This is a genomic window from Bordetella sp. 2513F2 (assembly GCF_054642735.1).
Genome location: NZ_CM137755.1, coordinates 1,295,381 through 1,311,010 on the forward strand (window position 1 = coordinate 1,295,381; position 15,630 = coordinate 1,311,010).

14 protein-coding genes are annotated in these 15,630 nt (G+C 67.3%); 12 read left to right on the forward strand and 2 right to left on the reverse strand.

Translation table 11 applies throughout. From position 1 onward, the window contains the following. Positions 1 to 11: 11 nt before the first annotated feature. The 12 genes from ACYBYQ_RS06130 to ftsB all read left to right on the forward strand — a co-directional run bounded on the left by ACYBYQ_RS06130 (position 12) and on the right by ftsB (position 13,814). Entirely contained in the window at positions 12 to 1,889 is a 1,878-nt protein-coding gene (locus tag ACYBYQ_RS06130; protein WP_459617803.1) for a dipeptide ABC transporter ATP-binding protein, read from the forward strand. Between the two features lie 39 nt (positions 1,890 to 1,928). Beyond that, a complete protein-coding gene (gene gsiB / locus ACYBYQ_RS06135; protein ID WP_459617805.1) occupies positions 1,929 to 3,491 on the forward strand; it encodes a glutathione ABC transporter substrate-binding protein GsiB in 1,563 nt (520 codons plus the stop codon). A 93-nt stretch (positions 3,492 to 3,584) separates the two neighbouring features. Further along, positions 3,585 to 4,505 (forward strand): glutathione ABC transporter permease GsiC, encoded by a 921-nt coding sequence (gsiC, locus tag ACYBYQ_RS06140; protein WP_459617807.1) that lies wholly within the window; start codon positions 3,585 to 3,587, stop codon positions 4,503 to 4,505. 7 nt (positions 4,506 to 4,512) lie between these two features. Then, positions 4,513 to 5,421, forward strand: coding sequence for a glutathione ABC transporter permease GsiD (gene gsiD / locus ACYBYQ_RS06145; protein ID WP_459617809.1), 909 nt, complete (start codon positions 4,513 to 4,515; stop codon positions 5,419 to 5,421). A gap of 8 nt (positions 5,422 to 5,429) precedes the next feature. Then, entirely contained in the window at positions 5,430 to 6,512 is a 1,083-nt protein-coding gene (locus ACYBYQ_RS06150; protein ID WP_459617811.1) for a DmpA family aminopeptidase, read from the forward strand. Positions 6,513 to 6,544: 32 nt separating this feature from the next. Beyond that, on the forward strand, positions 6,545 to 7,363 hold the full coding sequence (locus tag ACYBYQ_RS06155; RefSeq protein WP_459617813.1) for a M55 family metallopeptidase: 819 nt from the start codon (positions 6,545 to 6,547) through the stop codon (positions 7,361 to 7,363). Positions 7,364 to 7,372: 9 nt separating this feature from the next. Beyond that, positions 7,373 to 9,178: an aminopeptidase P family protein gene (locus ACYBYQ_RS06160; RefSeq protein ID WP_459617815.1), complete on the forward strand. Its 1,806-nt coding sequence runs from the start codon at positions 7,373 to 7,375 to the stop codon at positions 9,176 to 9,178. Positions 9,179 to 9,332: 154 nt separating this feature from the next. Beyond that, positions 9,333 to 10,982: a CTP synthase gene (gene pyrG, locus ACYBYQ_RS06165; protein ID WP_459617817.1), complete on the forward strand. Its 1,650-nt coding sequence runs from the start codon at positions 9,333 to 9,335 to the stop codon at positions 10,980 to 10,982. Beyond that, positions 10,979 to 11,836 (forward strand): 3-deoxy-8-phosphooctulonate synthase, encoded by an 858-nt coding sequence (gene kdsA / locus ACYBYQ_RS06170; RefSeq protein ID WP_459617819.1) that lies wholly within the window; start codon positions 10,979 to 10,981, stop codon positions 11,834 to 11,836. Before pyrG ends, kdsA begins: the two co-directional genes overlap by 4 nt. Before the next feature lie 8 nt (positions 11,837 to 11,844). Further along, positions 11,845 to 12,129 (forward strand): DUF1330 domain-containing protein, encoded by a 285-nt coding sequence (locus tag ACYBYQ_RS06175; protein ID WP_459617821.1) that lies wholly within the window; start codon positions 11,845 to 11,847, stop codon positions 12,127 to 12,129. 2 nt (positions 12,130 to 12,131) lie between these two features. Beyond that, positions 12,132 to 13,418, forward strand: coding sequence for a phosphopyruvate hydratase (gene eno / locus ACYBYQ_RS06180; protein ID WP_459617823.1), 1,287 nt, complete (start codon positions 12,132 to 12,134; stop codon positions 13,416 to 13,418). A gap of 69 nt (positions 13,419 to 13,487) precedes the next feature. Continuing rightward, the gene (gene ftsB, locus ACYBYQ_RS06185; RefSeq protein WP_459617825.1) at positions 13,488 to 13,814 is read left to right on the forward strand and encodes a cell division protein FtsB; all 327 of its coding nucleotides are present in this window, start codon (positions 13,488 to 13,490) and stop codon (positions 13,812 to 13,814) included. 43 nt (positions 13,815 to 13,857) lie between these two features. Here ftsB and ACYBYQ_RS06190 read toward each other — a convergent pair whose 3' ends face one another. After that, on the reverse strand, positions 13,858 to 14,625 hold the full coding sequence (locus ACYBYQ_RS06190) for a TadE/TadG family type IV pilus assembly protein (RefSeq protein ID WP_459617827.1): 768 nt from the start codon (positions 14,623 to 14,625) through the stop codon (positions 13,858 to 13,860). 63 nt (positions 14,626 to 14,688) lie between these two features. Further along, positions 14,689 to 15,606 (reverse strand): Hsp33 family molecular chaperone HslO, encoded by a 918-nt coding sequence (gene hslO, locus ACYBYQ_RS06195; protein WP_459617829.1) that lies wholly within the window; start codon positions 15,604 to 15,606, stop codon positions 14,689 to 14,691. Positions 15,607 to 15,630 lie beyond the last annotated feature (24 nt).

Genomic DNA, 15,630 nt, shown 5'->3' on the forward strand with positions numbered 1-15,630 from the left:
ATCGAACGAATATGGTTGATCGCGCTCCGTCCGCGGCCATGGCCGAGAATCGCGTGGTACAGGTCGAAGACCTGACGGTGCGTTTCGTCACATCGGAGCGCACGGTCGAAGCCGTGCGCAACTTGTCCTTTCACGTTGACCGAGGCGAGACACTCGCCATTGTCGGGGAATCCGGTTCCGGCAAGTCCGTGACCTCGTTGTCGCTGATGCGGCTGGTCGAGCACGGTGGCGGACGCATTGCTCAGGGCCGCATGGCACTGCGACGGCGCAACGGCTCGATCATCGAGCTGGCCAGTGCCCCGCAGCAGGCCATGCGCAGCGTGCGCGGCGCCGACATGGCCATGATCTTCCAGGAGCCCATGACCTCGCTGAACCCGGTGTTCACGGCGGGCGACCAGATCGCCGAATCGATACGCGAGCACCAGGGCATGGATCGCGCGGCCGCGCGCGCCGAGGCGCTACGCATGCTGGAGCTGGTGCGCATCCCGGAGGCGCGCCAGGTGCTGGACCGCTATCCCCACCAGCTTTCGGGCGGCATGCGCCAGCGCGTGATGATCGCCATGGCGCTTTCGTGCAAGCCTTCGTTGCTCATTGCCGACGAGCCCACCACCGCGCTCGACGTGACCATCCAGGCGCAGATCCTGCAGCTCATACGCCAGTTGCAGGAAGAGATGGACATGGGCGTGATCTTCATCACGCACGACATGGGCGTGGTGGCCGAGGTGGCCGACCGGGTGCTGGTGATGTACCGCGGCGACAAGGTCGAGGAAGGCCCGTCCGACACCATCTTCGGGCAGCCGCAGCATCCTTATACGCGCGCGCTCTTGTCTGCTGTGCCACGCCTAGGCGCCATGCAGGGCACCGAGCTCCCGGCCAAGTTCCCGTTGCTGCGCGTGGACGACGGCACGGGCCAGCCCGAGGCCGTGGTGCCGCAGGATACCGTGCCGGCCGATGCCCGGCCCATCCTGCGCGTCAGGGACCTCGTCACGCGATTCGACGTGCGCAGCGGCTTTTTCGGCAAGGTGAGGCGGCGGGTCCATGCAGTCGAGCATGTCAGCTTCGACCTTTATCCGGGCGAGACCCTGGCACTCGTGGGTGAATCCGGTTGCGGCAAGTCGACCACCGGCCGCTCCCTGCTGCGCCTGGTCGAAAGCCAAGGTGGCGCCATCGAGTTTGGCGGCCAGAACATCCGCGACCTGCCCGCCAGCACGCTGCAGGGGCTGCGGCGCAACGTCCAGTTCATCTTCCAGGACCCCTTCGCGTCGCTGGACCCGCGCGTCACCGTCGGTTTCTCCATCATGGAGCCGCTTCTGGTGCATGGCATCGCCAAGGGTCAGGAGGCCCGCAAGCGCGTTGCCTGGTTGCTGGAGAAGGTAGGGCTGCCGGCGGACCATGCAGACCGCTATCCGCACGAGTTCTCGGGAGGTCAGCGCCAGCGCATCGCGATCGCGCGCGCTCTGGCGCTCAATCCCAAGGTGGTGGTGGCCGACGAATCCGTGTCGGCCCTGGATGTGTCGATCCAGGCCCAGATCGTCAATCTGATGCTGGACCTGCAGCGCGAACTGGGCGTGGCCTTCCTGTTCATCTCGCATGACATGGCAGTAGTGGAGCGAGTCAGCCACCGTGTGGCGGTGATGTACCTGGGCCAGATCGTGGAGATCGGCCCGCGCCGTGCCATTTTCGAGAACCCCCAGCACCCGTATACCCGCAAGTTGATGGCCGCAGTGCCGATCGCCGACCCGCAGCGCCGCCATCTGAAGCGCGAACTGCTGTCCGACGAGATTCCCAGCCCGATCCGGGCCGTAGGCGATGAGCCGGTGGTCGAGCCGCTGGTCGAGGTAGCGCCGCGGCATTTCGTCGCCCGCCATTGCGTCGGCGGCGCCTATTGAGCAACACGCAGTCTGTTCACACCCCCAAGGAGCCTCTACATGAATAAACGATTCGATTCGCTGATGCAGCGAAAAACCCTGGCGACGGGCTTGCTGGCGCTGTCGGCCATGGCGTTCGGCAGCGCCGCGTTTGCCGCCAAGGACGTCGTCCTGGCCCTCAGCTCGCAGGCCGAGACGCTGGACCCTTACAACACTAACACCACCCTCACGACAGCGGTGACCAAGTCCTTCTACGAAGGGCTGTTCGAGTTCGACAAGGACCTGAAGATCCAGCCGGTGCTGGCCGAAAGCTACGAAGTCACGCCCGATGGCCTGACCTACACCTTCAAGCTGCGGCAGGGCGTGAAGTTCCATGATGGCACGGACTTCAATGCGGAGGCCGTCAAGGCCAACCTGGACCGCGTGCTGGATCGCGACAACCACCTCGCGCGCTACAACCAGTTCAACCGCATCGAGAAGATCGAGGTGGTCGACGCCCATACCGTACGCATCACGCTCAAGGAGCCGTTCGCTCCCTTCATCAACTCCCTGGCCCACGCGTCGGCCGCCATCATCTCGCCGACGGCGCTGAAGAAGTACGGCAAGGAGATCGCCTTCAATCCGGTGGGCACGGGCCCCTTCGTGTTCGACGGCTGGAAGCAGACGGATTACGTCAAGGGCAAGAAGTTCGACGGTTACTGGAAAAAGGGCTATCCGAAGGTTGATACGATCACCTGGAAACCTGTGCTCGAGAACAGCACTCGCGCTGCCATGCTGCAGACGGGCGAGGCCGATTTCGCCTATACGCTGCCCTACGAACAGGCCGAGCTGCTGAAAAAGAGCGACAAGCTCGACGTGCTGACGGGCGATTCCATCATTACCCGCTACATCAGCTTCAACGTCCAGCACAAGCCCTTCGACAACGTGAAGGTGCGCCAAGCCATCAACTACGCTATCAACCGCGAGGCGCTGGCCAAGGTTGCGTTCTCCGGCTACGCGTTCCCGGCCCAGGGCATCGTGCCGCAGGGCGTGAAGTATGCCTATAAGATGGATCCGTGGCCGTATGATCCGGCCAAGGCCAAACAGTTGCTGGCCGAGGCGGGCTACCCGAACGGCTTCGAATCGGTGCTGTGGGGCGGCTACAGCAACACCACGACGCAGAAGGTGCTGCAGTTCGTGCAGCAGCAGCTGCGCCAGGTCGGCATCAAGGTTTCGGTGCAGGCACTGGAGGTCGGTCAGCGCACCGAGATGGTTCAGTCCGCGCCGGATCCTGCCACCGCGCCGGTGCGCATGTACTACGCTGGCTGGTCGTCGTCCACCGGCGAGGCCGATTGGGCCCTGCGTCCGCTGCTGGCTTCGGAATCCTTCCCGCCCAGGCTGAACAACACCGCCTACTACAAGAACGACCTGGTCGACGGCAATATCGCCAAGGCGCTGCGTTCGGTGGACGAGGCGGAGAAAGAGCAACTGTACAAGGGAGCCCAGGAGCAGATCTGGAAGGATGCCCCGTGGGCAGCCCTGGTCACCGAGAAGATGCTGTATGCCCGCAGCAAGAAGCTCGACGGCGTCTATGTGATGCCTGACGGAAACATCAATTCCGGCGAGATTTCGGTCTCCGAGTAAACGTCCGTCCAAACGGCCGCCCAGCGGCCGATTTACCGGCCGGGACACGTGCCGGCCCGAACCGGGCACGTGTCCCGCCGATCAGGTTGCAATATGCTGAATTACTTCCTCAAGCGGTTGGCCGGCCTGGCCCCCACGCTCGTGATCGTGGCGGTCCTGGTGTTCCTCTTCGTGCACATGCTGCCCGGCGATCCGGCGCGGCTGGCCGCCGGCCAGGACGCCGACCTCGAAACGGTCGAGCTGGTGCGCAAGGAACTGGGCCTTGACAAGCCTTTGCCCGAGCAGTTCGTCCGGTTTTTCTCCAACATCGTGCAGGGCGATCTGGGGACGTCCATCCGCACGCGCCGGCCGGTGTCGGTGGAGATCGCGGAGCGTTTCATGCCCACGCTGCTGCTCACGCTCACCAGCATGGTGTGGTCGGTGATCTTTGGCATGGTCATCGGCATCGTCTCGGCGGTGTACCGCAACCGCTGGCCCGATCGCCTGGGCATGACGCTGGCCGTATCCGGCATTTCGTTTCCTGCCTTCGCGCTGGGGATGCTGCTGATGCAGGTCTTTTCCGTGGAGCTGGGGTGGCTGCCCACGGTGGGCGCGAGCACGTGGCAACACTACATCCTTCCCTCCATCACGCTGGGGGCCACGGTGGCTGCAGTGATGGCGCGCTTTACGCGCGCCTCCTTCGTCGACGTGATCCAGGAGGATTTCGTGCGCACTGCGCGCGCCAAGGGCCTGCGCGAAAAGGTGGTGATCATCAAGCACTGCCTGCGCAATGCGCTGATTCCCGTAGTCACCATGATGGGCCTGCAATTCGGCTTCCTGTTGGGCGGCTCCATCGTGGTCGAGGCAGTCTTCAACTGGCCTGGCCTGGGGCGTCTGCTGGTCGATTCGGTCAACATGCGCGACTACCCGGTGATCCAGTCTCTGGTGCTGCTGTTCTCGCTCGAGTTCATCGTGATCAACCTGATCGTCGACGTGCTCTACGGTTTCATCAATCCCACCATACGCTACAAGTGAGGCGGCCATGACGCAGACAACCGCCGCTAAGGCAGATACCTCGGTCCCGGGTGCAAGCGCTTCCGGAGTGCGCACTCCGTGGGGCGAATTCTGGCGTAAGTTCCGCAAGCACAAGGTCGGCATGGCCGCCCTGGTGTTCGTGGCGCTGCTCGTTCTCGTGGCGCTGCTGGCGCCCTGGCTGGTGCCGTACGACCCCGAGAACTTCTTCGACTACGACATGATCAATACCGGGCCGTCGGCGGCCCACTGGTTCGGCGTGGATCCGCTGGGCCGCGACATCTTCAGCCGCATCCTGGCGGGCACCCGGATCTCGCTTGCTGCCGGCTTCCTCTCCGTGCTGCTGGGCGGCCTGGTGGGCACGGCCCTGGGCCTGCTGGCCGGCTACTACGAGGGATGGTGGGACCGCATCACCATGCGGATCTCCGACGTGCTGTTCGCATTTCCCGGCATACTCCTCGCGCTGGGCGTGGTCGCCATCCTGGGCAGCAGCATGACGAACGTGGTGGTCGCCGTGTCGGTGTTCAGCGTGCCGGCGTTCGCCCGCCTTGTCCGAGGCAACACCCTGGCGCTCAAGCACCTCACCTACATCGAGGCCACCCGCAGCATCGGCGCTTCCGACTGGACCATCATCGTGCGCCACATTCTGCCGGGCACGATTTCCTCCATCGTGGTGTATTTCACGATGCGGGTGGGCACCTCCATCATTACGGCGGCCAGCCTGTCTTTCCTCGGCATGGGGGCGCAACCGCCCACCCCCGAGTGGGGCGCCATGCTGAACGAGGCGCGCGCCGACATGATCAATGCGCCCCACGTGGCCCTGTTTCCCAGCCTCGCCATTTTCCTTACGGTGCTTGCATTCAACCTGCTGGGCGACGGGTTGCGCGATGCGCTGGATCCCAAGATCGACCGCAAGTGACGCCAGCCATGGACCAGACAAGCCCCGCACAGCCGCGTGTCGGCATGCTGCCTTCGGGCGTCCGCGACACGATCTGCGATGTCCCGGGCGTCACGGTGGGCCACTGCACGCTGGCCGACGGTCCGCTGCAGACGGGCGTGACCGTGGTGCGCCCGCACGCGGGTGATCCCTATCGCGACAAGGTGCCCGCTGCCGCCACGATCCTGAACGGCTTTGGCAAGAGCACCGGTCTCGTGCAGGTCGACGAGCTGGGCGTGCTGGAGACGCCGATCGCGCTGACCAATACCTTCGGCGTAGGCACCGTCGCCAATGCCCAGATACGCCAGGCGGTGGCTGCCAATCCGGAGATCGGCCGGGATTGGCCCACAGTCAATCCGCTGGTGTTCGAGTGCAACGACGGCTATCTCAACGACATCCAGGCGCTGGCGGTGCAGGAATCGCACTATCTGCAGGCCCACGCCGCCGCTGCCTCCGATTTCGAGCAAGGCTCGGTGGGCGCGGGCCGCGGCATGTCGAGCTTTTCGCTCAAGGGCGGCATAGGTTCGGCCTCGCGCATTGCCGAGGTCCATCCCGGTCAGCGTCACCTGGTGGGCGTGCTGGCGCTGTCGAACTTCGGCCGACTGCCGCGCCTGACCGTGGCTGGGCGTCCGTTCGGCCGGGTGCTGGCTGAACGGATGGATCGCGGCCAGTCGGACCCCGTCGAGGCGCCCGAGAAAGGCTCCATCATCCTGCTGGTGGCGACCGATGCTCCGCTGGACGCGCGCCAGTTGCGCCGCCTGTCGCTGCGCGCCGGTGCGGGTCTGGCATGCACGGGGTCGGTGTTCGGGCATGGCAGCGGCGATATCGCGCTGGCGTTCTCCACGGCGTACACGGTGCCACACCTGGCCGAGCGAGGCATGCCACAGATAGCGCTGTTGCACGAGACCAGGCTGGATCCGCTGTTCGAGGCTGCTGCCGAGGCGGCGGAGCAGGCCATCGTGTCGGCCATGTGGCATGCCCAGGCTGTCACGGGTCGCGACGGCCATACGCGCCGCGCGATTGCGGAGTTGGCACCCGAGTGGCGGCGCTGGCTGGCCGACACTCAACTCTGATACGGAAGCGGCTTCCGGCTGCCTTGTTCATCTTGAAGATCCTGATTTCCACCGACATCGAAGGCGTGGCCGGCGTATTCCACGCAGAGCAGGTCCGGCCGGGCAACGGCGAGTACGAGCGCGCGCGGGCGTGGATGACGGCCGAAGCCAATGCGGCCATCCAGGGCGCCTACGCCGGCGGCGCCACCGAAGTGATCGTGAACGATTCGCACGGGGGGTTCCGCAACCTGCTGCCCGACCGCCTGGACGAGCGCGCCCGGGTGGTGCTGGGTAAGCCGCGCTACCTGGGCATGATGGGCGGGCTGGAGGAGGGCTGCGACGCGGTCTTCATGATCGGCTACCACTGCCGTTCGCAGGGGCGCGGGGTGCTGGCCCATACCATCAACAGCTTCGCCTTCGCGCGGGTCTGGATCAACGGCATGGAGCTGGGCGAAGCGGGGCTCTACGGCGCGCTGGCGGGCGAGCGCGGCGTGCCCGTGCTGCTGGCCAGCGGCGACGATGCCTTCATCGCCGAGACCTCGCCGCTGTTTCCGCACGCGCGCTGGGTGCAGACCAAGGTGGCGCACGGCCAGGGCAGCGGCGTGTCGCTCGCGCCGGCCGCCGCGCAGCGGGCGATCGCCGAGGCGGCGCAGGCCGCGGTGCGCGAGGCTGGCAAGGCGGTTCCCCTGCGCATCGCCGGCCCGATAGAATGCCGGCTGCAGACCCAGGGGCCGGCGCTGGCCGACCTCTTCTGCATGTGGCCGACGCTGGAGCGCCTGGATGGCGTCACGCTGCGCTTCACCACCGACACCATGGAGGCGGCGGTGCGCACGCTCAACAGCCTGTCGGCCATGTCCACCATGCTGCGCTGAAGGAAAGCCATGCCCCGGAAACCCGCGTCCGTCATCCCCTACCGCATCTCCCTCCTGCGCGAGGCCATGCGCCGCCGCGGCCTGGATGCCTGCATCGTGCCGTCGGCCGATCCGCACCTGTCCGAGTATCTGCCGGCGCGCTGGCAGGGCAGGGCGTGGCTCTCGGGATTCACGGGCTCGGTCGGAACCCTGGTGGTGACCGACGGCTTTGCCGGCCTGTGGGTCGACAGCCGTTATTGGGAGCAGGCGCAGGCCCAGCTGGCGGGCACCGGCATTACGCTGATGAAGCTGGGCGCGCCCTCGCAGCCGGGCCATGTGGAGTGGCTGGCCGAGCGCCTGCCGTCCGGTGCCACGGTGGGGGTGGACGCCCAGGTGCTGGGGCTGGCGGCGTTCCGCAGCCTGTCGGGAGCGCTGGCCGCGGCAGACATCAGGCTGGACATCCTGGCCGATCCGCTGGGCGACATCTGGGCCGACCGGCCCGGGCTGCCGCAGGCGCCGGTCTATGAGCACCTGGCGCCGCAGGCCTGCGAGCCCCGCAGCCGGCGCCTGGCGCGGGTGCGCGAGGCCATGCGGGCGCGCGGGGCCGACGTCCACCTGGTGTCCACCCTGGACGACATCGCATGGATCTTCAATCTGCGCGGCGCCGACGTGGAATACAACCCGGTATTCCTGGCGCACGCCCTGATCGCCCACGACAGCGCCACCCTGTTCGTGGGCGAAGGCAAGATATCGGCTGAGCTGCGCGCCGTGCTGGCCGCCGACGGCGTGGACGTGGCGCCCTATGAACAGGCCGCCGAGGCCCTGGGTTCGCTGCAGCGCGACCAGGTCCTGCTGATCGACCCCGCGCGCGTGACCTGCGGCGTGTTCCACCTGATGGATCCGGCCGTGCCGCGGGTCGAGGCCATCAATCCTTCCACGCTGTTCAAGTCGCGCAAGAGCGATGCCGAACTGGCGCATGTGCGCGCCGCGATGGAGCAGGACGGGGCCGCGCTGGCCGAATTCTTCGCCTGGTTCGAGGAGGCGCTGGGCCGCGAGGCCATCACTGAACTGACCGTGGACGAGCGCATCACCGCTGCGCGCGCCCGCCGTCCAGGCTATGTGTGCCCCAGCTTCGCCACCATTGCCGGCTTCAACGCCAACGGCGCCATGCCGCACTACCGCGCCACGCCCGAGTCGCACGCGGTCATCGAAGGCGACGGCCTGCTGCTGATCGACTCCGGCGGACAGTACCTGGGCGGCACTACCGACATCACGCGGGTGGTGGCGGTGGGCACGCCCAGCGCCGACCAGAAAGTGGATTTCACGCTGGTGCTCAAGGGCATGATCGCCCTGTCGCGGGCGAGCTTCCCGCGCGGCATCTCGTCGCCCATGCTCGATGCGATCGCCCGGGCCCCGATCTGGGCGGGCGGGGCCGACTACGGCCATGGCACGGGGCATGGGGTGGGGTATTTCCTCAATGTGCACGAGGGGCCGCAGGTGATTTCGTACCGCGCCGCGCCTGCCCCGCATACCGCGATGGAGCCCGGCATGATCACCTCGAACGAGCCCGGCGTCTATCGTCCCGGCCGCTGGGGCGTGCGCATCGAGAACCTGGTGGCCAGCCGCCCCTGGCTCGACGGCGAACTGGGCGAATTCCTGGGGTTCGAGACGCTCACCCTCTGCCCGATCGACACGCGCTGCATCGACGTGTCGCTCCTGCGGCCCGACGAGATCGCCTGGCTCGACGACTATCACCGGACCGTGCGCGAGCGCGTGGCCCCGCTGGTGCAGGGCGCGGCGCTGGCCTGGCTGGAGCGCCGCACCGCGCCGCTCTGAGGCCGCGTGCCGGCGTGTCCGCCGGCACGCCGGGCCGCCGGATTGCAGCCAAATATTACCGAAACGGCGCTAGGGGGAAACCCCTGCAAGCGCCTTCGGCCGGCTATAATCCAAATTTCCCGCATGCACCTGCTCGTCCCAGGTGCTCATCACGATGACCAAATACGTCTTTGTCACCGGCGGCGTCGTCTCTTCCCTGGGCAAGGGGATCGCCGCTGCGTCCCTGGCCGCCATCCTCGAGTCGCGCGGCCTGCAGGTCACCCTGCTCAAGCTGGATCCCTACATCAACGTCGACCCGGGCACCATGAGCCCGTTCCAGCATGGCGAGGTGTTCGTCACCGAAGACGGTGCCGAAACCGACCTCGACCTTGGCCACTACGAACGCTTCATCTCGGCCAAGATGCGCAAGGTGAACAACTTCACCACCGGCCAGATCTACGAGTCGGTCCTGCGCAAGGAGCGCCGGGGCGATTACCTCGGCAAGACGGTGCAGGTCATCCCGCACATCACCAACGAGATCCAGGACTTCGTCGCCCGGGGCGCCGATGCCGCCTGGAACGGGCACACCGACGTGGCCATCGTCGAGATCGGCGGCACGGTGGGCGACATCGAGTCGCTGCCCTTCCTCGAGGCCGCGCGCCAGATGAGCCTGCGCCTGGGCCGCAACAATGCAGCCTTCGTGCATCTCACCCTGGTGCCCTACATTGCCTCGGCGGGCGAACTCAAGACCAAGCCCACCCAGCACTCGGTGCAGAAGCTGCGCGAGATCGGCATCTATCCCAACGTGCTGCTGTGCCGGGCCGATCGGCGCATCCCCGACGACGAGCGCGCCAAGATCTCGATGTTCTCCAACGTGCCGCTGGATGCCGTCATCTCGGTCTGGGACGTGGATTCCATCTACAAGATTCCCGCCATGCTGCACCAGCAGGGCGTGGACAACATCGTCTGCGAGGCGCTGGGCCTCACGCCGCCGCCGGCCGACCTGGCCATGTGGGACAACCTGGTCGATGCGCTGGAGCATCCCCAGGAAGAAGTCACCATCGGCATGGTGGGCAAGTACGTCGACCTCACCGAATCGTACAAGTCGCTCAGCGAGGCGCTGGTGCACGCGGGGATCCACACCCGCTCCAAGGTCCGGATCGAGTACATCGATTCCGAAGACATCGAGACCCGCGGCACCGACCAGCTCAGGCACCTCGATGCCATCCTGGTGCCCGGTGGCTTCGGCAAGCGCGGCACCGAAGGCAAGATCGCCGCCATACGCTATGCGCGCGAGAACGGCGTGCCGTACCTGGGCATCTGCCTGGGCATGCAGCTGGCCGTGATCGAGTTCGCCCGGCACGTGGCCGGCCTGGGCGGCGCCAACAGCACCGAGTTCGACCCCTCCGCCCCGCATCCCGTGGTGGCCTTGATCACCGAATGGATGGACCGCGAAGGCAGGCTCGAGCAGCGCAGCGAAAGCTCCGACCTGGGCGGCACCATGCGCAAGGGCTCGCAGCGCTGCCCCATCAAGCCGGGCACGCGCGCCCAGAGCATCTACGGCGACGAGGTCAATGAGCGCCACCGCCATCGCTACGAGGTCAACAACGTCTACGTGCCGCGCCTCGAGGAGGCCGGCATGGTGATCAGCGCGCGCACGCCTACCGAGAACCTGCCCGAGATGATGGAGCTGCCCGACCACCCCTGGTTCGTCGGCGTGCAGTTCCACCCCGAGTTCACGTCCACGCCGCGCGACGGCCATCCGCTGTTCTCCAGCTACATCCGGGCGGCCCTGGCGCACAAGGCGCAGCGCAAGGAGGCATGATGCAAGCCTGCGGATTCGACATCGGCCTGGACCGTCCCTTCTTCCTGATTGCCGGTCCGTGCGTCATCGAGTCGCGCGAGATGGCCCTCGAAACCGCCGGCCGGCTCAAGGAGATCACGTCCGACCTGGGCATCCCCTTCATCTACAAGAGCTCGTTCGACAAGGCCAACCGCAGCTCGGGCAAGTCGTTCCGCGGGCTGGGCATGGACGAAGGCCTGAAGATACTGGCCGACGTCCGGGCGCAGGTGGGGGTGCCTGTGCTCACCGACGTGCACGACATCCCGCAGGTCGAGCCCGTGGCGGCCGTGGTCGACATGCTGCAGACGCCGGCCTTCCTCTGCCGCCAGACCGACTTCATCCGCGCCTGCGCCGCCACGCTCAAGCCCGTGAACATCAAGAAGGGGCAGTTCCTCGCGCCGCACGACATGGTGCAGGTCGTCGCGAAGGCGCGCGAGGCCGCCGTGGAGGCGGGCGGCGACGGCGGCAACATCCTGGTGTGCGAACGCGGCGCTTCTTTCGGATACAACAATCTGGTGTCCGACATGCGCTCGCTGGCTATCATGCGGGAAACCGGCTGCCCGGTGGTGTTCGACGCCACCCATTCCGTGCAACTGCCCGGCGGGCAAGGCTCCTCGTCGGGCGGACAGCGCGAGTTCGTGCCGGTCCTGGCCCGCGCCGCCGTGGCGGTGGGCGTGTCCGGCCTGTTCATGGAAACCCATCCGGATCCGGCGCGCGCGCTCTCCGACGGGCCCAATGCCGTGCCGTTGCAGCACATGGGCGAGCTGCTCGCCTCGCTGGTGGAGCTCGACCGCATCACCAAGCGCAACGGTTTTCTCGAAACCCGATTTGCCTGAGGAATAGCATGAGCGCCTACATCATCGCCGATGTCCACGTGACCAAGCCCGCGCAGTACGAAGACTACAAGCGCCTGTCCACGCTGGCGATGCGCGCCTACGACGCCAAGGTGCTGGTCCGGGGCGGCGAGGTCCGCCACCTGGAAGGCCGCGAGCCCGGCCGCACCGTGCTGCTGGAATTCCCCTCCATGGCCGCAGCGCAGGCGTTCTACGATTCCTGGCAGTACCGGCGTGCCCGCAATGCACGCGAGGGCGCCGCCGTCATGAATATGTTCATCGTTCAGGGAAGCTAAGTATGAGTGCTATCGTCGACATCATCGGCCGCGAGATCCTCGATTCGCGCGGCAACCCCACCGTCGAGTGCGACGTGCTGCTCGAGTCGGGCGCCATGGGGCGCGCGGCGGTTCCGTCGGGCGCCTCCACCGGCGCGCGCGAAGCCATCGAGCTGCGCGACGGCGACAAGGGCCGCTATCTCGGCAAGGGCGTGCTGCGGGCCGTCGAGAATCTCAACACCGATATCTCCGAGGCGCTGATGGGCCTGGATGCCCAGGAGCAGACCTTCGTCGACCGCACGCTGATCGAGCTCGACGGCACCGAAACCAAGGAACGCCTGGGCGCCAACGCGATCCTGGCCGCCAGCATGGCCGTGGCCCGCGCCGCCGCCGACGAATCCGGCCTCTCGCTGTACCGCTACTTCGGCGGCAGCGGCCCCATGAGCATGCCCGTGCCCATGATGAACGTGATCAACGGCGGCGCGCATGCCAACAACACGCTCGACCTCCAGGAGTTCATGATCCTGCCGGTGGGCGCCGGCAGCTTCCGCGAGGCGCTGCGCTGGGGCGCGGAAGTGTTCCACATGCTCAAGAAGCTGATCCACGGCCAGGGCATGTCCACGGCGGTGGGTGACGAGGGCGGCTTCGCGCCCAACGTGGCCAACCACGAGGCTGCCATCCAGCTCATCCTGAAGGCCATCACCGAGGCCGGCTACGAGCCGGGTTCGCAGATCGCGCTGGGCCTGGACTGCGCCAGCTCGGAGTTCTTCCGCGACGGCAAGTACACCCTGGCGGGCGAGGGCGGCGTGTCGCTCTCCTCGCAGGAGTTCGCCAACCTGCTGGCCACCTGGTGCGACAAGTACCCCATCATCAGCATCGAAGACGGCATGGCCGAGAACGATTGGGATGGCTGGAAGCTGCTCACCGAACAGCTGGGCAAGAAGGTGCAGCTGGTGGGCGACGACCTGTTCGTCACCAACACCAAGATCCTGCGCGAAGGCATCCAGAAGGGCGTGGCCAACTCCATCCTGATCAAGATCAACCAGATCGGCACGCTCACCGAGACCTTCGCCGCCATCGAGATGGCCAAGCGCGCCGGCTACACTGCCGTGGTGTCGCACCGCTCGGGCGAAACCGAAGACTCCACCATCGCCGACATCGCCGTGGCCACCAACGCCATGCAGATCAAGACGGGCTCGCTTTCGCGCTCCGACCGCATGGCCAAGTACAACCAGCTGCTGCGCATCGAGGAAGAGCTGGCCGAGGTGGCCTCCTACCCCGGCCTGGAAGCGTTCTACAACCTGCGCTGATGGCTGCCGCCACGGCGCCGGCCGGCGCCGTGGCCACATCGGCCGCGCCTCTGCTGAAGGTTCCCGTTCATGCGTCTGCTGCTGGTGGTGCTGCTCGCGCTGCTCGGCCTGATCCAGTACCCGCTGTGGCTGGGCAAGGGCGGGTGGCTCAAGGTATGGGACCTGCAGTCGCAGGTGGCGCAGCAGCGCGAGACCAACGACGGCCTGCGTGCGCGCAACAGCGCGTTGCGGGCCGAGGTCGGCGACCTCGCCACCGGCGTGGAAGCGCTCGAGGAGCGCGCCCGCGGTGAACTGGGCATGATGCGCGAGGGCGAGGTTTTCGTGCACATCCTGCCGCCCGGCGTGGCCATTCCGCCGCCGCCGGCGCCCGCAGATACACCGGCGGCCCGGCGCTAGCCTGCCCGCGGCCGCGCGCGGCCGGCATGCGCATGGCGCCCGTTCAGCATCCTGCCCCACGGCTTACACCGGCGTTGCCTTCGTCGGGCCACAGCACGGGATGCGACTGCATGTCCATGGTGAGATCCAGCCGCAGCGGCAGCATGCCGGCGGCCAGCGCATCGCGGCTGCACCCTGGCCACGCGCTGGCCCAGGCCGCGGCGCGCAGCAGCAGTGCCGTGGGCGGCGCCAGCGGCTCGACCAGATAGCGCAGGCGCAGCCGCAGCAGGTTGGCTTCGTGCAGGGACAGGCCCGAACGCGGGCCGCGTCCGCCGGGCCAGCCGCGCGCCAGGTGGCGGGCGTGCTGTTCGGCCTGGCGATCGTTGCGGATCGCGGGCAGGCCGGAAGCCCCCTGGATCTGCAGCCCCGGTTGGCTGAAATCGGCATAGGCTGCCGCGTCGGGCGACAGCACCTGGATGTGCCAGGCGGGCATGCCGCTGCGCAGCGCCGCGCGCGCCAGGGCCGCCTGCAGGCGCTGACGCGCCGTATGGTCGGGCGCCGCATAGCGCGGCAGCAGGGCCGTTTCGAAGGCAGCCGCCATGGCTCGGGGGTGGGCGTGGGCCGTGGCGCCGGCGCGTGCGGCTTCGAGCAGCGCCACGTAGGCCAGCTGGCGCATGAGCTGCCAATGGCAGGCCTCGATCAGCACCAGCCCGGCCAGCATCACGGCAGCCAGCCCGGCTGCCGCCTCGACCAGCGCGCTGCCGTGCATGCGGCACCGGTGCCACGTCGGGGGCGTGGCGGGAAGGGCGTGGGGCGGCAGGGAGGGGCGCATGGCCCGCCAGTATCCGGGCCGCGCCTGGCGCAGTCGATTGTGGGATGTACGCCTTGCCGGCGCTCAGTGCACCGTGGGAGGATCCTGCCCCGGCATGGGCGGGCTGGACGAGAACAGCCCGGCGCAATCCACCGGGTCGAACACGTAGGGCCGGCCGCAGAAATCGCAGCTCACTTCCACCTTGCCCTGTTCTGCCAGGATGTCGCGCACTTCGGCTTCCCCCAAAGAGCGCAGCATGCCGGCCACGCGCTCGCGCGTGCAGGGGCAGAACCAGCGCACCGGCACCGGTTCGAAGGCGGTCAGCGTCTCTTCCCAATACAGGCGGTGGATCAGCGTGTCGGTGTCCGCCTGCAGCAGCTCATCGTGCGACAGCGTGCTGGCCAGGTGCACCGCGCGGCCCCAGGTGTCGGCCTCTTCGGCGCCCTGCGTGGTGCCGCCCTGGTCGGGCAGGCGCTGCAGCAGCAGGCCGGCTGCCTGGCCCGCGTCTGCCGCCAGCCAGAGCCGGGTGTCGAGCTGTTCGGAGGCCTTCATGTAGTGCTGCAGCGCGTCGGCCACCGTTTCGCCTTCCAGCGGCACGATGCCCTGGTATGCCTGCTGGCCAGGCACCTTGCGCTTGGGATCCAGCACCACCATGAAGCGGCCCTGGCCGCGGGCATTCAGCAGGCTCTGCATGGTGCCGTCCTCGGGCACAGAATGGCCCTCGCGTATCTTCACCGTGGCGCGCAGGCTGAGATCGGAGCGGCACTCCACCACCAGGAGCGCAATGGGTCCGTCGCCCTGGATCTGCAGCAGCAGCGAGCCGTCGAACTTGATGTTGGAGGCCAGCAGGGTGGACGCGGCCGTGAGCTCCCCGAGCAGGCGCAGCACGGCCGGCGGGTACTGATGATGGGTCTGGGCCTGCGCCCAGGTATCCTGCAGACGCACCGCCTGCACCCGCACGCTGCGGTCCTCGAAGAGATATTTCTTGAGCAAATCGGTCATGCGAGCATCTTAGCCGATTGCCCG